General features: G+C 68.9%; 23 protein-coding genes and 4 tRNA genes. 13 read left to right on the forward strand and 14 right to left on the reverse strand.

What is annotated here, in order from left to right; all coding sequences use genetic code 11:
- Positions 1-51: 51 nt before the first annotated feature.
- Positions 52-1,695 carry a RecQ family ATP-dependent DNA helicase gene (locus HNR30_RS44690; RefSeq protein ID WP_181616317.1) on the reverse strand — a complete coding sequence of 548 codons (1,644 nt, stop codon included), beginning with the start codon at positions 1,693-1,695 and terminating at the stop codon, positions 52-54.
- A gap of 114 nt (positions 1,696-1,809) precedes the next feature.
- Positions 1,810-3,951: a LamG-like jellyroll fold domain-containing protein gene (locus tag HNR30_RS44695; RefSeq protein ID WP_181616318.1), complete on the reverse strand. Its 2,142-nt coding sequence runs from the start codon at positions 3,949-3,951 to the stop codon at positions 1,810-1,812.
- Positions 3,952-4,182: 231 nt separating this feature from the next.
- Between HNR30_RS44695 and pdxR the strand changes: the two genes are divergently transcribed.
- Positions 4,183-5,610 carry a MocR-like pyridoxine biosynthesis transcription factor PdxR gene (gene pdxR / locus HNR30_RS44700; protein ID WP_181616387.1) on the forward strand — a complete coding sequence of 476 codons (1,428 nt, stop codon included), beginning with the start codon at positions 4,183-4,185 and terminating at the stop codon, positions 5,608-5,610.
- Positions 5,611-5,813: 203 nt separating this feature from the next.
- Here the strand turns inward: pdxR and HNR30_RS44705 are convergent, their stop codons facing one another.
- Both HNR30_RS44705 and HNR30_RS44710 read right to left on the reverse strand, forming a co-directional pair.
- Positions 5,814-6,881 carry a serine hydrolase domain-containing protein gene (locus HNR30_RS44705; protein WP_181616319.1) on the reverse strand — a complete coding sequence of 356 codons (1,068 nt, stop codon included), beginning with the start codon at positions 6,879-6,881 and terminating at the stop codon, positions 5,814-5,816.
- A 121-nt stretch (positions 6,882-7,002) separates the two neighbouring features.
- Positions 7,003-7,461, reverse strand: a complete 459-nt coding sequence (locus HNR30_RS44710; RefSeq protein ID WP_181616320.1) for an N-acetyltransferase — start codon at positions 7,459-7,461, stop codon at positions 7,003-7,005.
- Positions 7,462-7,613: 152 nt separating this feature from the next.
- On the opposite strand from HNR30_RS44710, the gene HNR30_RS44715 reads away from it, so the two are divergent.
- The gene (locus tag HNR30_RS44715) at positions 7,614-8,111 is read left to right on the forward strand and encodes a hypothetical protein (RefSeq protein WP_181616321.1); all 498 of its coding nucleotides are present in this window, start codon (positions 7,614-7,616) and stop codon (positions 8,109-8,111) included.
- 88 nt (positions 8,112-8,199) lie between these two features.
- Here HNR30_RS44715 and sigZ read toward each other — a convergent pair whose 3' ends face one another.
- Positions 8,200-8,736 (reverse strand): RNA polymerase sigma factor SigZ, encoded by a 537-nt coding sequence (gene sigZ, locus HNR30_RS44720; protein WP_181616322.1) that lies wholly within the window; start codon positions 8,734-8,736, stop codon positions 8,200-8,202.
- 277 nt (positions 8,737-9,013) lie between these two features.
- Here sigZ and HNR30_RS44725 point away from each other — a divergent pair, with 277 nt between their 5' ends.
- The 4 genes from HNR30_RS44725 to HNR30_RS44740 are packed head-to-tail and all read left to right on the forward strand — an operon-like array spanning position 9,014 to position 12,991.
- Positions 9,014-10,408: an FAD-dependent oxidoreductase gene (locus HNR30_RS44725; protein WP_312895069.1), complete on the forward strand. Its 1,395-nt coding sequence runs from the start codon at positions 9,014-9,016 to the stop codon at positions 10,406-10,408.
- A 19-nt stretch (positions 10,409-10,427) separates the two neighbouring features.
- The gene (locus HNR30_RS44730) at positions 10,428-11,600 is read left to right on the forward strand and encodes an MFS transporter (protein WP_246380276.1); all 1,173 of its coding nucleotides are present in this window, start codon (positions 10,428-10,430) and stop codon (positions 11,598-11,600) included.
- Between the two features lie 30 nt (positions 11,601-11,630).
- Complete coding sequence (locus HNR30_RS44735; protein WP_181616323.1) at positions 11,631-11,990, forward strand: ArsR/SmtB family transcription factor; 360 nt, start codon at positions 11,631-11,633, stop codon at positions 11,988-11,990.
- Positions 11,987-12,991, forward strand: a complete 1,005-nt coding sequence (locus HNR30_RS44740) for an ArsO family NAD(P)H-dependent flavin-containing monooxygenase (protein ID WP_181616324.1) — start codon at positions 11,987-11,989, stop codon at positions 12,989-12,991. Before HNR30_RS44735 ends, HNR30_RS44740 begins: the two co-directional genes overlap by 4 nt.
- Here the strand turns inward: HNR30_RS44740 and HNR30_RS44745 are convergent.
- Together HNR30_RS44745 and HNR30_RS44750 are read right to left on the reverse strand one after the other, a co-directional pair.
- On the reverse strand, positions 12,932-13,651 hold the full coding sequence (locus HNR30_RS44745; RefSeq protein ID WP_181616325.1) for an aquaporin: 720 nt from the start codon (positions 13,649-13,651) through the stop codon (positions 12,932-12,934). The two genes, HNR30_RS44740 and HNR30_RS44745, sit on opposite strands and share 60 nt — an antisense overlap.
- Positions 13,648-13,968 (reverse strand): ArsR/SmtB family transcription factor, encoded by a 321-nt coding sequence (locus HNR30_RS44750; RefSeq protein WP_220134721.1) that lies wholly within the window; start codon positions 13,966-13,968, stop codon positions 13,648-13,650. The genes HNR30_RS44745 and HNR30_RS44750 overlap by 4 nt, the downstream gene beginning before the upstream one ends.
- Before the next feature lie 72 nt (positions 13,969-14,040).
- On the opposite strand from HNR30_RS44750, the gene HNR30_RS44755 reads away from it, so the two are divergent.
- Positions 14,041-14,433 carry an arsenate reductase ArsC gene (locus tag HNR30_RS44755; RefSeq protein ID WP_181616326.1) on the forward strand — a complete coding sequence of 131 codons (393 nt, stop codon included), beginning with the start codon at positions 14,041-14,043 and terminating at the stop codon, positions 14,431-14,433.
- Here HNR30_RS44755 and HNR30_RS44760 read toward each other — a convergent pair.
- From HNR30_RS44760 to HNR30_RS44785, 6 genes are all read right to left on the reverse strand, one after another.
- Complete coding sequence (locus HNR30_RS44760; RefSeq protein ID WP_181616327.1) at positions 14,423-15,640, reverse strand: GNAT family N-acetyltransferase; 1,218 nt, start codon at positions 15,638-15,640, stop codon at positions 14,423-14,425. The genes HNR30_RS44755 and HNR30_RS44760 overlap by 11 nt on opposite strands.
- Before the next feature lie 6 nt (positions 15,641-15,646).
- Positions 15,647-15,970, reverse strand: coding sequence for an ArsR/SmtB family transcription factor (locus HNR30_RS44765; protein WP_181616328.1), 324 nt, complete (start codon positions 15,968-15,970; stop codon positions 15,647-15,649).
- Positions 15,971-16,122: 152 nt separating this feature from the next.
- Positions 16,123-16,196: transfer RNA gene (locus HNR30_RS44770), tRNA-Phe, on the reverse strand.
- 4 nt (positions 16,197-16,200) lie between these two features.
- Positions 16,201-16,275, reverse strand: a tRNA-Asp gene (locus HNR30_RS44775).
- An 87-nt stretch (positions 16,276-16,362) separates the two neighbouring features.
- Positions 16,363-16,435 (reverse strand) — tRNA-Glu (locus HNR30_RS44780).
- Positions 16,413-17,963: a metallophosphoesterase family protein gene (locus HNR30_RS44785; protein WP_181616329.1), complete on the reverse strand. Its 1,551-nt coding sequence runs from the start codon at positions 17,961-17,963 to the stop codon at positions 16,413-16,415. Before HNR30_RS44785 ends, HNR30_RS44780 begins: the two co-directional genes overlap by 23 nt.
- Before the next feature lie 15 nt (positions 17,964-17,978).
- Here HNR30_RS44785 and HNR30_RS44790 point away from each other — a divergent pair, with 15 nt between their 5' ends.
- Both HNR30_RS44790 and HNR30_RS44795 read left to right on the forward strand, forming a co-directional pair.
- Complete coding sequence (locus tag HNR30_RS44790) at positions 17,979-18,320, forward strand: metallopeptidase family protein (RefSeq protein ID WP_181616330.1); 342 nt, start codon at positions 17,979-17,981, stop codon at positions 18,318-18,320.
- A gap of 125 nt (positions 18,321-18,445) precedes the next feature.
- Positions 18,446-19,711 carry an MFS transporter gene (locus HNR30_RS44795; protein WP_181616331.1) on the forward strand — a complete coding sequence of 422 codons (1,266 nt, stop codon included), beginning with the start codon at positions 18,446-18,448 and terminating at the stop codon, positions 19,709-19,711.
- Between the two features lie 11 nt (positions 19,712-19,722).
- Here the strand turns inward: HNR30_RS44795 and HNR30_RS44800 are convergent, their stop codons facing one another.
- Positions 19,723-20,238 (reverse strand): PspC domain-containing protein, encoded by a 516-nt coding sequence (locus tag HNR30_RS44800; RefSeq protein WP_181616332.1) that lies wholly within the window; start codon positions 20,236-20,238, stop codon positions 19,723-19,725.
- An 85-nt stretch (positions 20,239-20,323) separates the two neighbouring features.
- Here HNR30_RS44800 and HNR30_RS44805 point away from each other — a divergent pair, with 85 nt between their 5' ends.
- From HNR30_RS44805 to HNR30_RS44820, 4 genes are all read left to right on the forward strand, one after another.
- Positions 20,324-21,478, forward strand: coding sequence for an acyl-CoA dehydrogenase family protein (locus HNR30_RS44805; protein WP_181616333.1), 1,155 nt, complete (start codon positions 20,324-20,326; stop codon positions 21,476-21,478).
- A 77-nt stretch (positions 21,479-21,555) separates the two neighbouring features.
- Positions 21,556-21,631 (forward strand) — tRNA-Lys (locus HNR30_RS44810).
- An 862-nt stretch (positions 21,632-22,493) separates the two neighbouring features.
- Positions 22,494-22,748, forward strand: coding sequence for a hypothetical protein (locus HNR30_RS44815; protein ID WP_181616334.1), 255 nt, complete (start codon positions 22,494-22,496; stop codon positions 22,746-22,748).
- Complete coding sequence (locus HNR30_RS44820) at positions 22,745-22,930, forward strand: hypothetical protein (RefSeq protein ID WP_181616335.1); 186 nt, start codon at positions 22,745-22,747, stop codon at positions 22,928-22,930. Before HNR30_RS44815 ends, HNR30_RS44820 begins: the two co-directional genes overlap by 4 nt.
- The last annotated feature ends 86 nt before the right edge of the window (positions 22,931-23,016 follow it).

Here is a 23,016-nt window from a genome sequence, read left to right on the forward strand (position 1 = left end):
GGGATACCTCAATCATTCAGATGATGTGAACATCTGAATGATACGAACATCTCACTGTGCTGTCAGCACGTCCCCGATCGCCGCCAGCGCGAGCGTCTTGTAGCCGACCGAGTCGAACGCCACCGTGATCCGGTCCCTCTCGCGGCTCATCACCGTCCCCTCGCCCCACGCCTTGTGCACGACCTTCGAGTGCAGCGGGAACGGCCCCTCGTCCACCGGCGCGGCATCGGGCCGGGGAGCCGCCACACAGGTGTCGCAGTTGCCGCAATGCCTGCCGTACGGCTCGCCGAAGTACTCCAGCAGGAACCGGCGACGGCAGCCGGTCGTCTCCGCGTATCCCCGCATCATGTCGATGCGCGAGTCGTCCACGCGGTGCCGTACCTCGTCGAGCTCCACCGCCCGAGCCGCGGCCTGCTTGGGCGTGGGACCGCCGCGCACCGCGCGCACCTCCCCCGACGCGCTCACGGTCAGCGCATCCGCCTGCTCCAGCAAGTTGATCAGGCTGGTCAGCTGCGACGACCCGATCCCCAGCAGCGACCGCAGCTCCGAGACCTGCACCGTGCCGCCGTGCTCGGCGACGAGCGTCGCCACCCGCAGCAGCGCCTCGGCGTCGGCCCTGCCGGAGGCGAAGAAACGCCGCAGCCCCAGATCCTCCGACCGGTAGAACAACATCGCGTGCGCCGGGTTCCCGTCACGGCCGGCCCGCCCGATCTCCTGGTAGTACGAGTCGGGCGACTCCGGCGGCGCCGCGTGCAGCACGTGCCGTACGTCGGGCCGGTCGATCCCCATGCCGAACGCCGACGTGGCCACCACCACGTCGAGCTCGCCCGCCGTGAACAGCTCGTGCACGCGGGTGCGCTCCTTGGCCCGCATCCCGGCGTGGTACGACTCGGCCCGACGTCCGGCCTTGGCCAGCGCCTCGGCGTACTCGGCGGCCTCCCGCCGGGTGGCGACGTAGACCAGCGTCAGCCCTTCGGCCGCGGCGGCGTGCTCGATCAGGGCCTTCCGCTTGTCCTCCTCCCTGACGAACCTGCGCACCTTCAGCTCGATGTTCGGACGGTCGAAGCCGCGGACGATCTGCACCGGGTCGCGCATGCCCAGGAAGCGCACGATCTCCTCGCGCACGTTCGGCGCGGCCGTCGCGGTCAGCGCCACGACCGGCGGGTGGCCGAGCCGTTCGATGACCTTGCCCAGGCGCAGGTAGTCGGGGCGGAAGTCGTGCCCCCAGGAGGAGACGCAGTGCGCCTCGTCCACGGCGATCAGCGAAGGCCGCGCCTTGGCCAGCCGGTCGACGACGTCCGGCTTGGCCAGCTGCTCCGGCGAGAGGAAGACGAACTCGGCCTCGCCCGCGGTGACCTTCTCCAGGCCCTTGTCCACCGACGAGGTCGAGTTGACCGCCACCGCCCCGCCCGCGTCGGTCTTGAGCAGGCTCATCACCTGGTCACGCTGGAGCGCGATGAGCGGCGAGACCACGACCGTCGGGCCGTCGCGCAGCTGGGCGGGCACCTGGTAGACGGCCGACTTGCCGCTGCCCGTCGGCATGACCAGCAGCACGTCCCGGCCGTCGAGCAGGTGTTCCATGGCCTCCTGCTGGCCGGGGCGCAGGTCCTTCCAGTCGAAGGTCTGGCGTGCGGTGGCCCGCAGCTTGCGGCCGCGCCTGCCGTACCTGCTGTTGAGCCGTTCCAGTAATCCCATGGGCCTCCCCCTCGGTTCGGGCGGACAGTACCCCGGAATCCGGCCTGCTCTACCGTGGTCGCGATTTCCGCACCTCAGCGGCCTGCCTGCCCGGGCAGGCAGGCCGCCGGGCGGTCAGACCGGCCTGGCCATGTCGGCCTGGATCTGCTCCGCGGTCAGGTTGGTGGAGTAGATCCTGACCTCGTCGATCAGGCCCTTGAAGTAGCTGCCGTAGTAGGGGTCCTGGCCGAACCGTAGCGGGTTGGTGCCGGGCCGGATGGCGTTCATGTAGCCGTCCCCCGCCTCGGCGACCTGGACGCCGTTGACGAACAGCTTCATCGTGCCGCCGCCGAAGGTGAAGGCGACGTGGCTCCAGGTGCCTGCCGGGAGCGGGGTCGGGCTGAGCACGAGCCGGCCGCCCGGATAGAAGGGCTCGACCTTGCCCGAGGGGCCTTCCGGCGGGGAACCGTAGTTGGCCCACGCGGCGTGCAGGACGTACTCCTCGGTGCCGTTCTCACCCTTCTGCACGAGAGGATGCGTCTGGGTGATCTCGGTCGGGTACACCCAGGCCTCGACGGTCAGGGCGTCGTCCATCACCAGCGAGTCGGAGTGAGGCACCCGCGCGAAGGCGGCGTTCGTGGTGAACGACAGCGCCTTGCCGTACTTTCCGTCGGCCCACGCGGTGGCGGTGGCAGTACCGTCGTTGCCCTTGCCCGACGAGTCGCCCACCGCATCGCCCGTGCCCTCGTTCATGCCGTAGGCGGCGGCCAGGCAGTCGGAGGGCGGGCACTCGGTGACGTCGGCGGAGGCCGACGGGGAGAGTTCGCCGGGCTGGCCCGCCGAGTCGATGGCGCGGACCCGGTAGTGGTGACGGCCCGCGGACAGCCCGGTGTCGACCAGGCTGGTCCCGGTGACCGTGGCGATCAGGATGGATGCTGTGCCGATCTCCGCGCCGGCCTGGCGGGAGCGGTAGACCTCGTAGCCGGTGACACGGTCGTCGTCGGCGGGCGCGGTCCAGGAGAGCGTCGCCTTTCCCGGGCCGCCCGTCACGGTCGCCGACGGCACGCCCGGCGGCTGGTCGGGCACCCGCGCGGAGGCCTCGTTCGACGGAGGACCGGCCTGTCCTGCGTAGTCGACCGCGATGACCCGGTAGTAGTAGGTGCCGGCTTCGAGCGAGTAGTCGCTGTACACGAGCGGGTTGTTCCGGGCGATGAACGTGCGCGGTGAGGGCGTGAACCCCCGCGTGGTCGAGCGGTGGACCTGGTACCAGGCCACGCCCCACTCGGCGGTGGGCCTCGACCAGCGCAACTCGGCCGAGTTCAGCCGTCCACCCGCGAAAAGCGTGCCGGGCGCGGACGGCGGGTCGCCCGGTACGGTCACCTCCACGGCGACCGCGGCCGAGGGCGTGCTCGGCTGCGAGCCCGTGTCCAGCGCGACGACCCGGTAGTAGTGCGTGCCCGCCGGCATGCCCGCGTCCCAGAACGCCGTGCCCGCGAGGGCGTCTCTCTCGCCCACCCAGGTGGCGGCCGACGGGGTGAACTCCGGTGTGGTCGAGCGGTGGATCTCGTAGGCGCGCACGCCGATGTCGTCCGTCGAGGCCGTCCAGTTGAGCTGGACGTTCGCGGACTGCGCGCTGACCGTCAGCTCCGTGGGCTGCGACGGGGGCTGGTCGGCCGCGACGATCGGGTGGTTCATGTCCAGCTTGATCTGGGCGGTCGTCCTGGCGGTCGAGAAGATCCGCACCTCGTCGATCAGGCCGTTGAAGTGCCGCCCGAGGTAGCCGCCGATCCGCAGCGCGCCGTTGCCCGTTTGCATGCGGCCCGAGACCAGGCGCTCGCCCTCGAGAACGCCGTTGATGTAGACCCTGAGCCGCTGCCCGTCGTAGGTGGTGGCCAGGTGTTGCCAGGTGTACGGAGAGAATCCGTGGGTCGAGGCCACCTTGCGGGTGGCGTTCGTGGTCACATAGCCCGCCGCCCGGTAGGCGGAGTCGCCCGGTTCCCTGTCGGGCCCGGTCAGCCCGTAGGCGGGCCGGCCGGAGGTGTCCTTGACCACGATCGGGCCCTGGGTGTCGGAGAGCTCGGCGGTGATCCAGGCCTCGATGGTGAACGCCCTGGACAGCTTGAGACTGGCCGACGAGGGCACCTTCACGACGCTGGTGCCGCCGTCGAACCGCAGGCTCTTGCCGTACCTGCCGTCGGCCCACGTCGCGCCGGTGATCGTGCCGTGGTTGCCCTTCCCCGACAGGTCCTGTACGGCGGAGCCCGCGCCTTCGTTCATGCCGTAGGCGGCCACCAGGCCCGGCTCGGCGGCATGAGATGCACTCGGTGTAATCAGAACGATGCTGAACGTGATCGTCGCAATCAATGCGGATAAGCCGGATGAACCCTTCACGTGTTGTTCCCCCAGTGATGATGAAACCCCGTTGTGGTGCACCCCGAAGCACCATTGAGGGCAGTATGCGCTCTCGTGGGAACGTTGTCACGACTTCGTGACAGGATGCCCGCTGTGATGGAGCTGCACATCGACCGCGACGGCCCGGACGGTTTGTCCGAGCAGATCTATCAGCAGATCAGGACGGCCATCCTCGACGGGCGGCTGCGGCCGGGCGACCCGCTTCCCTCGACGAGGGAGGCGGCCAGGCAGCTCGGGATCTCCAGGACCACGATCGCCTCCGCGTACGACCTGCTTTCCGCGGAGGGCCTCGTGGGCGGCCGCGTCGGAGCGGGCACCTTCGTCAGGACATCCGGCCCGCACCCCTGCGGCGTGCCCGAGACCCGGCACGGCAGCCCGCTGCGCCCCCGCACGATCTGGGACACCGTCGCCATCCCCACCCACCTGTCCGAGGAGCCGGAGTTCGACTTCCGTGCCGGCCTGCCCGACGCGCGGCTGTTCCCGTACCAGACCTGGCGCCGCCTGATCACCCGCGAGCTTCGCACCTCGGCCGTGCGCGCCGGCATCGTCGGCGAACCCGCCGGCCACCAGGGGCTGCGTGAGGCCATCGCCAGGCACGTCGGCGTCTCACGCGCCGTCCGCGCCGACCCTGCCGACATCGTCGTCACCAACGGCAGCCAGCAGGCGCTCGACCTGATCGTCCGCGTGCTGTTACGCCCCGGCGACCGCGTGGCCATCGAGAACCCCGGCTATCCGCTGCACCGCAACCTGCTCGCCACCTCCGGCATGAACGTCGCGCCCGTACCCGTCGACGCCGAAGGCCTGGTCGTCGAGGCACTCCCCGACGACTGCCGCCTCGTCATCGTCACCCCGTCGCACCAGCTCCCGCTCGGGGTGCGCATGTCGCTGCCCCGCCGCCTCGCGCTCCTGGCGTGGGCCGCCGCCCACGACGCCGCCATCGTCGAGGACGACTACGACAGCGAGTTCCGCTTCGCCGGCCCGCCCCTGGAGACCCTGCACGCACTCGACCGCTCCGGCCGGGTCATCTACCTCGGCACCTTCTCCAAGGTCATGCTCATCACCCTGCGCCTCGGCTTCTGCGTCGTCCCCGCGGAGCTGCGCCAGGCCATGCGCGCCGCCAAACACCTGGCCGACTGGTTCACGCCCGTACCCGTCCAGGCCGCCCTGGCGGGGTTCATCGACGAGGGACTGCTGGCCCAGCATATCCGCCGCATGCACAAGATCTACGGCGAGCGGCACCGCAGGATCGCCGCCGCCATCCACCGGGATTTCACGCCCTGGCTGGAGCCGATCCCCTCGGCAGCCGGGCTGCACCAGACCGCCTGGCTCAGATCCGGCGCCGCCGACGAGCTCTTCCCCGCCATCCTGGAAGCCAGGAAGCACGGCGTCGGGATCTTCACCGTGCGCATGTTCGCCGCACCCGGCACCGACTTCCGCAACGGCCTGCTGTTCGGCTACGGCTCCATCCGCGCCGAGTCCATCGACGGCGGGCTGCGCATCATCCGCAATGGCCTGGTGCGTTAACAGCCTAATTGGCCCTCGGAATCACGGATCTCCGCCTCTTACAGTCGTTGCGTTCCCCTGATGGAGCGGAGTGCTGGGTCCGATCAAGCCGATGGGGGCCGGTCTCAGCACTCCGCTTCGAGCCGCTCTGTGCGGCCGGTGTGGTTCATCGTGCAAGCCGTACGGCATGCGGCTCCCGCGGTAGGGGCCGCCGAGCAGTGCCCTCACACCTCGCAGAACGCCTCGTGCACGAGCCGCTGCTGAGCATTCTGGAACGCCGCGGCCGTCTCGGCGAAGTCGAGCTCCGCGTCACCGGTGGTCAGCGAAGCGGTCATCGTCGTGCGCCCGTCGGGCGAGCTGTACATCAGCGCCGCCCACCCGAAGAAGCCGCCGTTGTGGGTGATGACCGTGCCGCCGCAGTCCGTCTTCTGCACGAAGACGCCCAGGCCGTAGCCGATCTCGGGGTACGGCGTGAACATCTCCTCCAGCAGCTCGGCCGGGATCAGCTTTCCACCGACCAGCGCGGAGATGAAGACGTGGAGATCCTTGGTCGTCGAGATCATGTCACCGCCGGCCGAGACCCACGAGGGGTTCATGCGGGTCACGTCGACCAGCTTCCACTCGCCGTCGACCTCGTAACGGTAGTAGCCGTGGGCGTGCGGCTCGGGGATCTCCGGCGAGCTGCCCGGCACGACGGTGCCCGTCAGCCCGAGCGGGCCCAGGATGCGCCGCTCCATCTCCTCGGCCAGGGAACGCCCGCTGATCCTCTCGATCATCAGCTTGGCCAGCACGTAGTTGGTGTTGGCGTAGCTCCACTCCGTGCCAGGCGCCGAGCGAACCGGCTTGGACAGCGCCAGCCGTACCAGCTGCTCGTCCGTGTAGCCGTGCGTCAGGCCGTCCACGTACTCCTGGCCCTGCCAGGGGATGCCCGCCGCGACCGTGCCGTCGGCGTAGTACTCGCCGGTGAAGTTGAACAACCCGGTGGTGTGCTGCAGCAGCCTCCGCACCGTGATCTCGCGGTCCAGGCCGTACCCGGGCAGGTAGTCGTCGACCGGTGCGTCCAGGCCGACCGCGCCTTCGGCCACCAGCTGCAGGACCACGGTGGCGACGAACGTCTTGGTGTTGCTGCCGATACGGAAGTGGCCGTCCGTCGAGGGCTTGCCGGGCTCACCGAGCTTGCTGACGCCGGCACTGCCCACCCACTCACCGTGCTCGTCATTGACGCGCACCTGGACACCGGAGAAACCGGAGGCGACGACTTCTTCGATGACATGCTGCAGATTCCTGGCCATGATGACTCCTCGTGTCTTGGGCGGGCGACCCGCACCGGCTCATGACGTTCACGATGTCCGGCCGGTCTGATGGCGGGCTGACATCCCGCTGACACAAGCAGGTGCGGGAACTCGCCCCGCGTCAGCGCGCGTGATAGGCGACCGCCTCGAAGGGCCACCGCGCGGCCAGCCACCCCTTGACCGCTTCGTACAGGGCCACGTCCAGGTCCGCACGGTCACCCGTCACCCAGGAAGACACGTCGGCATCGTGCCCGTCGCTCCGTGAGGGATAGATGTAGACGCACCCGATCACCACGCCGCTCACCGCGTCGAGGACCGTGTACGTGAACCCGCGGCGCCCTGCGAAGTCGTTCGCGTGGCGCTCCAGATCGGCGAGATTCGCCTCCAGGCTCATCCCGCCGCGCGGCGGCCAGTCGCCGTCGGGGAAGCCGGGGGTCGCGCGGATGTGCTCGATGCTGCCGTTCCAGGCGGCGTGGTCGGCCACGTTGTGCTGGGGCCCCAGGGGTTCCAGGCGGAACTGCGGGGCGGCCAGGGCGGTGGGGACGACGAAGCCGTCGGGGACGAAGGCGCGGTTGCTCATGCGGCCGAGGCTATGAGGCAGAGCCGCAGGGAGGCATCCCGTTTGATGCGGTCCACCTGGCCAGGCTCTGTCGTCGGCCTCATCCCGCCTCAGGATTGTCAGCGGTCTCTGCTTGGATGACCGCACCATCCCAAAGCTGAAGACGAGGAATCATGGCGGAGATCCTTGACCACGCGCTGAACGAGATCCGCTGTGAGACCAACCAGGTGATGGTGGTGGACTCCGCCGTTCTCGCGGATGAGGCCCCTGCCCCCTATGACCCGGCATGGCCGTCATCCACAGCGGTCGGCCAGATCGACGTCGGCCCCAATGGCATTCTCATCGACACCGTTGGCCCGAGGTACGAAACGGTCCACTTCCGACTGGAACTGTGGTCGGGCGAGCCTCCCCCACCTCACCCGGCATGGGATGAGTCGTGGTCCGGAGAGATCTATTTCAAGACAGGAAAGATCCACCTTGAGGACTACTTCCTAGTGGACCACGGGCCCGAGCGCATGGTGCTCGACCTCCGCCAGTCGGATTCCACCTGGCGGGTCCAGCTTCAGCGCAAGCTGGTGAAGAACGACTATGAACCTGACTTCCCAGCGGATATGTATCAGGTGGACATCTACCGGATTCAGTTCTGGCGTCCAGACTGCGCTGAGAGCTGAGCGTGGCACAGTGCTCCTGGCATCTCTCCACACAATGTGATCGTGCCGGTGCTCTCGTGACCACTGGCTGAAGTCCCGTTCCTGCTGGTCAGGTGCATCCGCATGCGGTGCGGGGTGTGACGGTGCGGGTGTCCAGGGCGATCTGGCAGCAGGCGGTCAACATCTCGTGCAACCGAGTGCGCCCGCGCTGAACGCGGGACTTCATGCCGGACACCGAGATGCCGGCCTTGGCGGCGGCTTCGGCCTGGGTCAGCCCGCCGTACTCAACCAGCTCGATCGCTTCCCGATAGGCCGCGGGCAGGCGCGCCACCATGGGAGCCAGGCACGCCGTCAGAGCGAGCAACTCGTCCTCGTCGGCGGCCTCGGGTGTGAACGTCGGGTCCAGCGCTTTCCGGGCGTGGGCTTGGTGGGCGCGGGCGGCGGAGCGGTAGTGGTCTGTGATCACGTTGCGGGCGATCTGGTAGATCCAGGCTTCCAGGCGCCCCCGATCGCGCAGGCCTTCGGCGCTCCTGGCGATCTTCAGATAGACCTCCTGGAGCAGGTCTTCGGCGTCCTGCGGGCGCTCGACGCGCCGGGAGATGAAGGCCAGGAGCCGTTCGCGGAAGCCGTCGTCGATCGGGGGCATGGTCACGTCCTCGCTGGGTGTTACTGGCAGCCGCAACCGGTCGGGGCCTGCGGCTCGGTGCCGCAGCACTCCGTCTTGGCCTCGGCTGCGCAGCAGGTCTGCAGGTTCTCGGCGGAGCAGCAGGGTGTGGTCATGTCGTCCTCCTTGAGGTGCTTGTGTCACCGGGGTAGACGGCGAACGGTCCGGAAGGACGCACCCTCAGATTAGATGTACTTCTAATTTGACATCTTTCTAAGCGCCATGCCAGTCTATAGCTACTTCGATGAACCTCTAAGCAGTGGGAGATCCCGAGATGAGCTGCTGCGGCACCACCACAACCAGCCATGAGCTTTCCGCGCCGCACTCCGGCGACCTGCCCGTGGTCGTCATCGGCGCCGGCCCCGTCGGCCTGGCCGCCGCGGCCCACCTGGCCGAACGCGGGATCGACTTCCTCGTCCTGGAAGCCGGTGACCAGGTGGCCGCCTCGACCGCCAAGTGGGGTCACGTCCGGGTGTTCAGCCCGTGGAGGTTCAACATCGACGCCGCCGCGAGCCGCCTGCTGGAGGCCGACGGGCGGAGCGCGCCCGACCCCGAGTGGCTGCCCACCGGCGCCGAGATCATCTCCGGCTACCTCGCCCCGCTGGCCAAGCTCTTCGGCGACAAGGTACGGCTGAGCAGCCCGGTCAGCGCGATCAGCCGCCTCGGCTACGACCGGGTCCGCACCAACGGACGCGAGGACGTCCCGTTCGTCCTGCGCCTGGCCGACGGCACCGAGGTGCGCGCCAAGGCCGTCATCGACGCCTCAGGCACCTACGAGACCCCGAACGTCCTGGGCGCCAACGGCCTGCCCGCGTACGGCGAAGCCGAAGCGGCCGACCTGATCGACCACGCCCTGCCCGACGTGCTCGGCGCCGACCGCGAGCGTTACGAGGGCAAGCACGTCCTGGTCGTCGGCGCCGGCCACTCGGCCGCCACCACCCTGCTCGGCCTCGCCCAGCTGTCGGCCGACACCCGGATCACCTGGGCCATCCGCGCCGGTAACGCCAGCCGCACCTACGGCGGCGGCGCCGCCGACGCCCTCCCGGCGCGTGGCGCCCTCGGCACCCGCCTGCACGCCCACGTCGAGTCCGGCCGCATCCAGCTCCTGACCGGCTTCTACGCTCATTCCGTGGACGGCAACACCGTGATCAGCCGCGACCCCTCCGGCAATGAGCAGAAGATCACCGTGGACCGCGTCGTGGCCGCCACCGGCTACCGCCCCGACCACTCCATCGCCTCCGAGCTGCGTCTCGACCTGGACCCGATCCTCGGCTCCACCCGCGCGCTGGCTCCGCTGATCGACCCCAACCAGCACTCCTGCGGCACCGTCCCCGGCCACGGCGTCGACGAGCTCACCCACCCCGAGCCCGGCTACTACGCCGTCGGCGTCAAGTCCTACGGCCGCGCCCCGACCTTCCTCATGGCCACCGGCTACGAGCAGGTCCGCTCGGTCGTCGCCGCCCTGGCCGGCGACTGGGAAGCCGCCCGCGAAACCCACCTCGACCTGCCAGAAACCGGCGTCTGCTCCTCCAACCTCGCCGAAGCCCAGGAGATCCGGGTCGGCCTGGCCACCGGCATCAGCGGCGGCCTGCTCGCCGCCCCGCTCCCGCTGGCCACCGTCTCGGCCTCCACCGGCGGCGGCTGCTGCGGCTGACCGCCTTCTTGCAAAGAACATGCTCCAGCTGACTCCCGACACCCGGCGTGGCTGGGCGATGGTCACCGTCCTGGCCATCACCCAGACCGCCGGGTACGGCGTGCTCGCCTACGCCTTCTCCGTCTACCTCACCCCCATGGCCCGCGACCTGCGCACCGGCACCCCGCAACTCACCGCGGGCATGGCCGTGGCCGTCCTGGTCTCCGCGCTCGCCGCGCCGTACGTGGGCCGCCACCTCGACGCCCGCGGCGGACGCGCCCTCATGACGGCGGGAGCAGCCCTCGGCACCCTCGCCATTCTGGCCCTGTCCCAGGCCGGGAACCTTCCGTGGTTCTACGCCACCTGCGTGCTGCTCGGCCTGGCCATGGCCACCAGCCTCTACGAACCCGCCTTCGCCGTGATCGTCGCCTGGTTCGACACGGCGCAGCGCGCCAAGGCCATCCTCGCGCTCACCGTCGTCGCCGGTTTCGCCTCCAGCATCTTCATGCCGCTCACCGGTCTGCTGATCGAGGCGTACGGCTGGCGCACCGCCCTGGTGGTCCTGGCGATCGGGTACGGCGCGCTTGCCGTACCCCTGCATGCCCTGGTCCTGCGCAACCGCACCCACGCTCGCCCCGCCCGAGCCGCGGAACGCACCGCCGCCGTCCGCGGACGGCCCTTCCGACTGCTCGCGGCCTCGTTCCTGATCCACTCGGGCGCCGTCGCCGTGGTCAGCGTCCTGCTGATCACCTACCTGATCGGCCTCGGCCACCCGCCCGTCTTCGCCGCCACCGTCGCCGGCCTGCTCGGCGTCCTGTCGGTCACCGGCCGCGTGGTCACCACCGGCCTGCAACGCCGCTGGCCGGTCGCCCTGGTCACCGCGGCCGTCTTCGCCCTCCAGGCCGTGGCAGCCCTGCTCTTGCCGCTCATCGGCCGCAGCCCCGTCGGAGCGATCGCCGCCACGGTCCTGTTCGGTCTGGGCTTCGGCGTGGCCACGATCGCTCGTCCCGCATTGGTGGTCGAGCGGTACGGCACCAGCGCCTACGCCGGGATCAGCGGCGCGATGGCCCTTCCGATCACCGTCGCCAAGGCCTTCGCGCCTTCCCTGGCCGCGCTCGCCGCCACCACGGCGGGCTACCCGGTCGTCATGGTCGCCGTCGCCGTGGCCTGCACGCTGAGCGCGTTCGCACTGGCCGTCTACCATCGCCTATAGTTTAGATAGCTGTCTAATTAGGAGCCTGTCATGAGCCTCGAATGCTGCGCCCCGATCGCACGCGAACCGCTGTCGGAGAGCGACGCGGCCGAGCTGGCAGCCCTGCTCAAGGCCGTCGCCGACCCGGTACGGCTGCGCCTGCTGTCGATAATCGGCTCCCACGCGGGCGGCGAGGCGTGCGTGTGCGACCTGACCGGCTCCTTCGACCTGACCGCGCCGACGATCTCCCACCACCTCAAGATCCTGCGTACGGCAGGCCTGATCGATGGTGAGCGTCGCGGCACGTGGGTGTACTACCGGATCATCCCGGAGACGGTGAACAAGCTGGGCGCATTGTTCGCCCCGATGGCCGAGCCCGCACGAGCGGACCTGGGGCTCGCACCCGCATGACCGGCGTCGTCGTCATCGGCGCCGGGCAGGCAGGGCTCGCCGTGGGCTACCACCTGCGCCGCGCCAAGGCGGACTTCGTCATTCTCGACGCCCAGGAGCAGCCCGGCGGCGCCTGGCGGCACGTCTGGCCCTCGCTTCGCCTGTTCTCGCCCGCCCAGTACAGCTCGCTTCCCGGCCGGATGATGCCTGCCCCTTCGGATGGCGGCTACCCGACTGCGGCGGACACGGTTGCCTACCTGGCCGACTACGAGCTGCGCTACAACCTGCCCATCGAGCGGCCCGTGACCGTCAGCGCGGTCCGGCGCGACGGCGACGCCCTGCTGGTGGAGGGCGACCGAGGCTCCTGGCGCGCGAAGACGGTCATCAGCGCCACCGGCACCTGGTGGCGCCCCTATGTGCCCTACTACCCGGGCGGCTTCGACGGCCGGCAGCTCCACACCGTGAACTACCAGGGCCCAGAGCCTTTCGCGGGCATGCGCGTGGTCGTTGTGGGCGGCGCCAACTCCGGCGCCCAGATCCTCGCCGAGGTCTCCGCCGTCGCCGAGACCACCTGGGTCACTCTCCGCCCGCCCCGCCTGCTGCCCGACGAGCTCGACGGCCGCGCCCTGTTCGAGCACGCTACTCGGCGCCTCCAGGGCGCGAGCGGCGGCGACCTGGGTGACATCGTCGCCGTGCCGTCCGTCCGTGCCGCCCGCGATCGAGGGGTGCTCAAGGCGGAGCCGATGTTCGCCCGCCTGACGCCCGATGGGGTCGCTTGGGCCGACGGCTCCGCACTGGCCTGCGATGTGATCATCTGGTGCACGGGCTTCCGCCCTGCCCTGGGCCATCTCACGCCGCTGAAGCTGCGCGGGCCGGACGGAACCATCCCGGTCGACGGCACCCAGGCGATCGACGAACCCCGCCTCCACCTGCTCGGCTATGGCGACTGGACCGGACCCGCCTCAGCCACGTTGATCGGCGCCGGCCGTACCGCCCGAGAACTGGTCCGCCGGCTTTCTTGAGCCGAACAGGCCGTGCACCAGCAGCAGGCCGATCACACACCCGATGAGCTGTGCGACGACGAAGCCCGGCACAGAAGAGGGGGCGATACCGGCAAATGAGTCGGTGAAGGCGCGGCCGATCGTGACAGCGGGGTTGGCGAAGCTGGTCGAGCTGGTGAACCAGTAGGCGGCACCGATGTAGGCGGCGACCGCGGCCGGGGCGGCAGTCGTGCGGCCCGAGCGGACGAGACAGAAGATCACCAGAACCAGCCCGGCCGTCGCGACCACCTCGCCCAGCCACAAGTACGGCGCGGCGCGATCGTGGGTGGACCAGGTGATCGCGGGCCTGTCGAACATCGCGTTGGCCAGGACGGAGCCGCCGATCGCGCCAAGAACCTGGGCCAGGGCATACCCGCCGAGATCTCGGACGGACAGGCCGGTTCCGGTCCGGCGGCCCTGCCACCAGTCGGCCAGGGAGACGACCGGGTTGAAATGGGCTCCCGAGACCGGTCCGAGGATGAGGATGAGGACGGCGAGGCCGAGGACCGTCGCCGTGGAGTTCTGCAGCAGCTGCAGGCCGACGTCGTCCGGAGAGAGGGTCTGCGCCATGATGCCCGAGCCGACGACCACGGTGACGAGCAGCGCGGTGCCGACGAACTCCGCAAGCAGGCGGCGCCTCATGGCGTGAGCAGGCCGGACAGCTCGGCCAGGGTCTCGGGGACGATCCGGTAGTAGACCCAGGAGGCGCGGCGCTCGGAGGTCAGCAGGCCGACCTCCTTGAGCACCTTCAGATGGTGGCTGATCGTCGGCTGGGAGAGCTCGAAGGCGCCGGTCAGGTCGCACACGCAGGCTTCGCCGCCCTCGTGACTGGCCACGATCGACACGATGCGCAGCCGTACCGGATCACCCAGGGCCTTGAAGATCTTGGCGAGGTCGGCCGCTCGCTCGGGCGGTAGCGGCTCGCGAGACAGCCGGGAGGCGCAGTCCGGGACGGTCAACAGCACTCCCGATATTGATACTCATCGATTTCGATTAGCATCAATATAGCTGCCCGTCTCTGGAGGAATCGCATGCCCAGCGTCCTGTTCGTCTGCGTGCACAACGCCGGCCGTTCCCAGATGGCCGCCGCATGGCTCAAGCACCTGGCCGGAGACCGGATCGAGGTGCGCTCCGCCGGCTCCGACCCGAGCTCGGCGGTGAACCCGTCCGCCGTCGAGGCGATGGCCGAGGTGGGCATCGACATCGCCGGCCAGCAGCCGAAGATCCTCACCACGGACGCCGTCGAGACCTCCGACGTGGTGATCACCATGGGCTGCGGCGACGCCTGCCCGATCTTCCCCGGCAAGCGCTACGAGGACTGGCGGCTCGACGATCCGGCGGGCCAGGGCATCGAGGCGGTACGGCCGATCCGCGACGAGATCCGCACCCGCGTGGAGAAGCTGATCGCCGAGCTCAGCCGATAGCGCTGCGTCGCTCCAGGAAGATCACGTCCCGCCACACGCCGCGATGGCGGCCGATGCGCTCACGCGTGCCGACCACCCGGAAGCCCAGCGCCTGGTGCAAGGTGAGGCTCGCGGCGTTCTCGGGGAAGACGCCGGACTGGATCGTCCACACCCCGGCATCCTCGCTGGCCGCGATGAACGCCGTCATCAGCGCCCGGCCGATCCCGTGCGCCTGGCAGCCAGGATGGACGTAAACGCTGTGCTCGACCACTCCGGCATAGACACATCGGCCGGAGACCGGTGAGGCTGCGACCCACCCGAGCACCTGACCCGTCTCGGTGTCCTCCGCGACATACCTCAGCACCCTGCCTTGACTGAAGACCTCCCAGCTGGGGGCGGCAGTCTCGAAGCTGGCATTTCCGGTGTCCAGACCAGCCTGGTAGATGCCCAGCACCTGTTCCGCGTCGTCGTCACGCATGGGCCGGATCACCATGCCCGGTGAGCCCGCGGGCTTGAGCGCCTGGATGATGGCCGAGTGCACGCCGCCGCCATGGTCGGCGGTCAGCCTGATCGCCAGGTTGACGAAGCCGGCGCTCTGGAGGAGCGCTCGGTACTCACCCACGGTGAGTGTGCCCGCCGGGCAGCCGACCCGCTGCCCGGCTTCCGCTCGCAGGGCCGGGTCCGCGTCATCGAGGCTCACCACGTCGCTGATCCCCAGTCGTCCCCCGGTGCGCAACACCCGGAACGCCTCGGCGAACACGGCCCCCTTGTCGTCGGACAGGTTGATCACGCAGTTGGAGATGACCACGTCCACCCACAGGTCCGGCAGCGGGACGTCCTCGATCGAGCCGTGCAGGAAGTCCACGTTGACGGCTCCGGCCTGCTCGGCATTGCGCCGGGCGAGCTCCACCATCTCCGCGCTCGCGTCCAGGCCGTAGACGTGCCCATGCGGGCCTACGCGGCCGGCGGACAGCAGGACGTCAATGCCACCACCCGACCCCAGGTCCAGGACCTTGTCCCCGGCGCGCAACTCCGCGACGGCCACCGGGTTACCGCAGCCGAGACTCGCTCGCACGGCCCCTTCCGGCAGGCCCTCGGTATCGGTGTAGCCCACGGCACCGAAACCGCCGGCCGTGAAGGCCTCAGCCGAACAGTCGGTGATGGGCTCTCCGCGAAGAGCGCGATGGGCCAGATCCGAATAACGTCCCACGATCTCGTCGTCGGCCATGATTCCTCACTCACACGCTGGGGTTGCCGGGACCGGATTCCCCATCACCACGTCGGCGGCGGTAGGGAAGCAGCTCACGCAGGCTTCGTTGATCCGGTAGAGGCTGGACGTGCCACGGTGCTCCACCAGGACGAAACGCACCTCAGCGAGGATCTTCAGGTGGTGGGACACGGTGGACTGGCCGATCGACACCGCCGCGACGATCTCGCCGACGGTCATCGGTTCTCGCTGCCTGGCTAGCAGGGACACGATCTGGATGCGGGTGGCATCGGCCAGGGCCTTGAACCAGCTCGCGTACTCTTCGGCTTCAGCTCTTTCCAAGGGCTTCATCGTTAATCGACGATATTCGATTAATACGTGGCGGGCCACCCCTCGCCTTGAGCCTGCACGGGGCCAGAACTTCTCGGAGCCATAGTTGTGCAGACACAAAAACGCCCCGAGGCGCATGCGCTTCGGGGCTTCCTTGTGCTGATGAGAGCGGGTGGTCAGGGGCGGGGTCGAACCGCCGACCTTCCGCTTTTCAGGCGGACGCTCGTACCGACTGAGCTACCTGACCTAAGCGGTCCTGACGGGACTTGAACCCGCGACCTCCACCTTGACAGGGTGGCGAGCACTCCAAACTGCTCTACAGGACCTTGCTTTGTTCTCGCTTGGCGTTTCCGCCTCGCTTAGCTTACCAGCTTCCCGGTGGTCTTCGACCAGCCGTTTTCCCAGTAACCCAGTGCCCCCAACGGGATTCGAACCCGTGCCGCCGCCTTGAAAGGGCGGTGTCCTAGGCCGCTAGACGATGGGGGCTCAGGATTCGCATCCTGTTCCCGACGTCTTCCGTCGGAGACCTTTGAAGCATAGGGGACGATTGCCCCTGATGCCAAAGCGACGTAGGCGTCGTAGCGCCAGTGATCGTTCCCGTTGGCGACGGGGCGTTCGTTGGCTCTGGAAGAATCATACGTGCAGGGTCGGGCTCCACGTGACGCCGGATGTTGATCGACTGCTCTCCGAGGCCCCCGAGGGTGACATCGTCCCAGGCCTGGAGGCGATGCGTCTCCTTGTCGAAATAGAGCACCGAGGCCTGGACGGCCGTCGGTTCCGCGTGTTCGAGGGCGCGCAGGCCCGCTCCCCCGGTCGATCCCTGGGTGAGGACCCGGGTGCCCGAGGGCCAGACCTTGGTCCATCGGTTGTGGCCGTGGCCGGAGAGCACCATGTGGGTGAGTCCGGAGAATCCCTGGCCGACGCCGGGGTCGTGCACGGCGACGAGGTCGGGGGGCTGTTCCAGCCGTACGGCGTGCTCTTGGCCGAAGCGCAGCAGGTAGCCGGGGTCGTTGTTCTCGAAGGTGGCCTTGTCGGGCGTGAAGCGGGGGTCGCCGAGGCCGTAGATGCGCAGGCCGGCGACGGTTTCCATACGATCGTCGAGGACGACGGCGTTCTTGTGGCGCGCGACGGCGCGTTCGGTGAGTTTCGAGTCGTGGTTGCCGCGCACGAAGACGTACGGCACGCCGAGCTTGCCGATGTCGTCGGTGATGTAGTTCTCGGGCTTGGACCCGTGGTCGGTGATGTCGCCCGTGTCGACGATGAGGTCGACGTTGAACTGGTCCTTCAGTGAGCGGACGACGTCCCAGGCGAGCGGGTTGAGGTGGATGTCGGAGATGTGCAGCACGCGGATGGACGTGGGGTCGGCGTCGTAGACGGGCAGGCCCGACATGGTCTCGTAGAGCTTGGAGACGTTCGCGACGAGCTTGGTGAGCTGGCCGCGGTAGGACTCGAACCTGGTGACGATCGTCTCGGCGCTGCCGATGAGGGAGGGCGCGGCGGCGACGAGGCCGGTGTAGCGGGGCTCGACCAGCGACTGCGGGCGGAAGGTGAGCGCGGCGGCGGCTCCGGTGCCGGCCAGGGCGACGGCGGAGGCGGTCAGTCCGATGAAGGAGTACATGGGCCGCCTGAAGACCATCAGGACGGCGATGAGCGCGCCCGCGCCGGCGCACAGCAGCGAGCGGATGACCAGCGACTGCACGCCGTCGCGCAGGTCCTCGACGATCAGGTCGGGCAGGCGGTCGGCCAGGCGGGGATCCTCCAGGTACATCCTGGCCCGTTCCTGGTCGATGTTCTCGAGCGTGACGCGCAGCCGCAGGGGGGCGCTGTGGGTGCGGAAGCTGAGGGTTCCGAGGGGGCTGGCGTCGACGACGGTCTCGCCCTGCCAGGCGGGGCGCAGGGTCATCCCCGTCTCGACGGGGCCGACCTGGGCCCGCACGGTGCCGCTGAGGAAGATGCCCAGCCAGGCGCCCACGGCCGCCACCAGGAGCACTCCGACGATGCGCAGGGCCTTCATGGCCTAAAATCAAGCGTGATCGAGGTCTCCCGGGAGAAGTTCGAAGAGCTCGTGGCCGAAGCGCTGGACACGATTCCTGCAGAACTGACCCGCATGATGAGCAATGTGGTCGTCGTGGTCGTCGACGATCCGCCCGAGCCGGATCTGCTCGGTCTGTACACCGGTGTCCCCCTCACCGAACGTGGCGACTGGTACTCAGGGGTCTTGCCCGACCGCATCGAGATCTACCGCAATCCGATATGCCATATCTGCGATACGGAAGATGATGTGGTGGAGGAAGTGCAGATCACGGTGGTGCACGAGATCGCCCACCATTTCGGGATTGATGACGATCGGCTCCACGATCTCGGCTGGTAACCCGACATGTCGTCATCTGCGATTACAGTTTGCAAGGCCTTGGATGCTTTCGGTTGCGACGTGCCACTCGATCAGGCACCTTGGGTGACATACCGAACACTCTGAGCAGTCACACGGCGGGGACTATGGGGAAGCACAGGCGTGCTCCCGAACGACAGGCCACCTACGGCGAGGTCATCGCCATCCGGGAGTTTCGCACGCTCTGGTACGGCCAGGGCCTGTCGCTCCTGGGTGACCAGCTGGCCCAGGTGGCTCTGGCCGTACTGATCTACGAACGGACCAAGTCGCCGCTGGCCACGGCCGCTGTCTACGCACTCACCTACCTGCCGCAGATCGTCGGCGGGCCGTTCCTCGCGGGCCTGGCCGACCGATTCGCGCGGCGGCGGATCATGATCGCCTGCGACCTCCTGCGCGGGCTCCTCGTGGCCGTCATGGCCGTGCCCGGCATGCCGCTGTGGACCATGTGCGTCCTGGTCTTCTTCGTGGTCCTGCTCAGCGCGCCGTTCTCGGCCGCGCGGGCGGCGCTGCTGCCGGAGATCCTGGAGGGCGACCGCTACGTCGTCGGCTCCGCGCTCCAGAACATGACGAACCAGGCGATGCAGATGCTGGGCTTCGCGGCGGGCGGCGCGTTGATCGCCTCGCTCGGGCCGTACAAGGCGCTGGCTCTCGACGCGGCCACGTTCCTGTTCTCGGCGCTGATCATCATGTCCGGTGTACGGCGGCGCCCGGCGGCCTCGCAGGGCTCCTCCAAGCCGTCCATGTGGCGCATGACCAGGGCCGGAGCCTCACTCGTCTTCGGCGACCGCCAGCTGCGCACCCTCGTGATGTTCGCCTGGCTGTGCGGCTTCTACGTGCTCCCTGAAGGCATCGCCGTGCCGTACGCGATCTCGCTGGCCGACGAGACGCTTCCCGTTCCGGTGGTGACCGGCCTGCTCATGGCCGCGATGCCGACGGGGACCGTCCTGGGGGCGTTCCTGTTCAGCAGGTTCGTCTCACCGTCAGGGCGGCTGCGGGCGATGGGGTGGATGGCGATGCTCAGCTGCGCACCGCTGATCGGCTGCGCGATGCATCCGCCGCTGGAAGTGGTGCTGGTCCTCTGGGTCCTGTCGGGCGTCGGCGGCGCCTACCAGCTGGCCGCCAACGCCGCCTTCGTGCAGTGCGTCCCGGCCGAGCGACGCGGCCAGGCCTTCGGGCTGGTGCAGTCGGGGCTCATGGCCGCCCAGGGGGTAGGCATCCTCATCGGCGGCCTGGCAGCCGAACGACTCGGTCCCGAACCGGTCGTCGCACTGGCCGGCGTCAGCGGGCTGACGGTCGCGGCCGTGCTGGCGATGGTCTGGACCGAGTCTCGTGCCGATCTGTCCGCGAGGGTTCGTGCCGAGGCCACGGCCTGATCACGGCCTGATCACTGCTGACGCGGCTCGCCGGCGGGGACGTCGTGGTCGGGCGTCTCCGTCGCGGGCTGCGGCTGCGTGTGCACCGTCGGCTGCTCGGGCTGGGTGTAGCTCGGGGGCGTGGTGTTCACGGGAGCCTGCTGCTCGGTGGCCGGGTGGGCCTGAGGCGCCTGCGGAGGCGTCTGCGGGGCGGGCTGCGGGGTCGGCTGCGGCGGGTAGGGGGTCTGGGTGGGGTAGGTCGGCTGCGGCGGGTAGGTGGCCGAGGTGGTGGTCTCGTGCCAGGGCTCCTGCGGCTTGCTCTGCTGCTTGTTCAGCAGATCCTGCACGATCGACGGGCGGCCCTCCTCGGGCAGCAGAAGCCAGCCGATCGCGTACGCCGCGATGCCCGCACCACCGAACAGGGTCAGCACACCCAGCCCGATCCTGATGATGTTGGGATCGATGCCCAGGTACTGTCCGACACCCGAGCACACACCCGCGATGATCCTGCCGTCCTGGGTCCTGCGAAGCTGCTTGGTCTCGTTCATGCCCTCAGCCTGCCCCGTGGACAGTCCTTCGCACATCGGGATTCCCCCTGGTAGAACCCTGGTGACCCCTGACAGGATGGTTTTCATGGACGATCTCCTCCGCATCGACGACCGGCTCGACGGCGACCAGCGGCTGATCCGCGACACGGTCCGCACCTTCGTCTCCGACAGGGTGCTGCCGCACGTCGCGGACTGGTTCGAGGAGGGCACCTTCCCCGCCCGCGAGCTCGCCCCCGTCCTCGGGGAGCTCGGCCTGCTCGGCATGCACCTGACCGGGTACGGCTGCGCCGGAACCGACGCCACCTCGTACGGCGTGGCGTGCAGGGAACTGGAGGCGGGCGACTCCGGCCTGCGCTCCTTCGTGTCCGTTCAGGGATCCCTGGCCATGTTCCCCATCTGGAAGTACGGGTCGGAGGAGCAGAAGCAGGAATGGCTGCCCCGCATGGCCGCGGGCGACGCCATCGGCTGCTTCGGCCTCACCGAGCCCGACCACGGCTCCGACCCCTCCTCCATGCGCACCTTCGCCAAGCGCGACGGCTCCGACTGGATTCTCAACGGGTCCAAGATGTGGATCACCAACGGCTCCATCGCCGACGTCGCGGTGGTGTGGGCACAGACCGACGACGGCGTCAGAGGCTTCGTCGTCCCCACGGACACGCCCGGCTTCTCCGCACCCGAGATCCACAAGAAGCTCTCGCTGCGCGCCTCCGTCACCTCGTCGCTGTACTTCGACGACGTCCGCCTGCCGGGCTCCGCCGTACTGCCCGAGGTCTCAGGGCTGCGCGGCCCGCTGTCGTGCCTGTCGGAGGCGCGCTTCGGCATCCTGTGGGGCGTCGTAGGCGCCGCCCGCGCCTGCCTGGAGTCGGCGGTGGCGTATTCACAGACGCGCGTGCAGTTCGACAAGCCCATCGGGGCCTTCCAGCTCACGCAGGAGAAACTCGCGTGGATGTACGTGGGGATGGCGCAAGCCTCCCTGACCGCATTCCACCTCGGGGCCTTGAAGGACGCGGGCGCCCTGGAGCCTCGCCAGATCAGCTTCGGCAAGCTCGCCAACGTGCGCGCGGCACTGGACATCGCACGTCAGGCGCGGTCGATCCTGGGAGGGAACGGGATCACCCTGGAGTATCCGGTCATCAGGCATATGAACAACCTGGAGAGCGTGCTGACGTACGAGGGGACGCAGGAGATCCACACGCTCGTCATCGGGGAGGCGCTGACCGGGCTCGCCGCCTATCGGTAGCTGACTGTGCGTTATCGTGATCGAGCGGGAATCGCGTCGCGGGGGGCGGGGTAGTCTCTGTACCCTGCATCTTGCGAGGGGCGTTAGCTCAATTGGCAGAGCTGCGGACTTTTAATCCGTAGGTTCCGGGTTCGAGCCCCGGGCGCCCTACCACCCAACACCCCATCTGACCTGGGGTTTCTCGTGTCTTTGGCCTCCTCTGAGAGCCGAGGACGGCCGAGTTCATGCTCGCCACATGCTCTTCGGCACGGGTCCGGCATGGCGGCGGGCCTGCGCGCGGGACGGAATGCCCCGCTTTGCGCGGGCGGCCACAGGGCCAGCCAGCGCGGCAGGTCAAGCCAGACCCGTCAGACGCCCAAGGGAATGGGTGGGCTGGAGGGGTTGCACGACACGCCGTGCCCGACTCGATCCCAGACCCGTCCAAGGGATCACAAAGCCCGCCGTGAAATCGACAGCTGGGCTGGCCTTCCAGCCGTTGGCGGGCGCGGCCGGATCGATACACGATAGCCCGGGGGCGTCGACCGATCCCTGGAAAGTTCAGCGACGATCACCGAGGAAGCGGCGCCGGCCGAGGTGTAGACCCGCCCGCCCGTCGCGCCCTCTTCGCCGGTGAAGAGCGCGGCCATCGGGCCGCCGTCAGCGTTCACCGAGACGCCCATCGGCCCGACGATCCGCTGGGAGGTGGGGACACAAGCAGTGACGCGGCGAGCGCCGCCATCACGCCACGAATCTGATCATCACGACGGATCTTCTCGACCACTCGGTGATCCCGGATGACGCGGAGCGAAAGAAGAAAGTTCTACACGTTCAACGGCGGGCTGCCTGAGCGTTCACGCACCACCGAGACCGACCGGCCGGTCATGCATGAACCGAGATCGAGACGAGGTCGTCGACGGGAGACCCGAGTTCGCGGCGGCCTCTTCAGGTCTCGGTCGGTGAATTCGGACGATCCGACGTGTTCGAGCGTGACGTAGGGGCTGCTCCACTTGTGCGATTGGAGCACGAGCCGCGGGGCGTGAATGGGTTGCAGGTGCCAACCGCTGCGGCTCAGCCGCTCAACAGCCTCATCGGCGATTTCCTGATCTGTCGGTGGGCTGGTATCGGCCTGGCGGGATGGCGGCTGGTGCCGGTGGACGACCTGAGCGGCTCCGGTTTCGCGAACGGGCATCTGGCGTTCCTGTCGAGCTGCTCCAACGCCGCCGGGACCTCGCTGATCGACCAGACGATCCATCTCGCCTCGGTCTTCCAGAGGTGCGGCTCCGCTACGTGATCGGAGCGCTCTGGAAGGTCGGCGACGAGCACGCCGCGCTCGTCGCCTGCGAGGCCTACGCCGACGTCGCGGCGCTGGCGGACGATCCGGCCCGGGTGCTGATGGACGTCCAGCGGTCCCTGCGCGACCGCTATTCCGGCTCGCCCCTGCTCTGGGAGGGGAGCGTCCATGTCGGGGCCTAGCGGGCTCGGATTCCGCGGAATTCCTGCGACGTCCTGCCCGATCAGCGTTCTGATCAGGGGCTTCCTTCAGTACGTCCGGGCGAGTA

The sequence above is a fragment of the Nonomuraea soli genome, from assembly GCF_013761175.1.
Lineage (GTDB): Bacteria > Actinomycetota > Actinomycetes > Streptosporangiales > Streptosporangiaceae > Nonomuraea > Nonomuraea soli.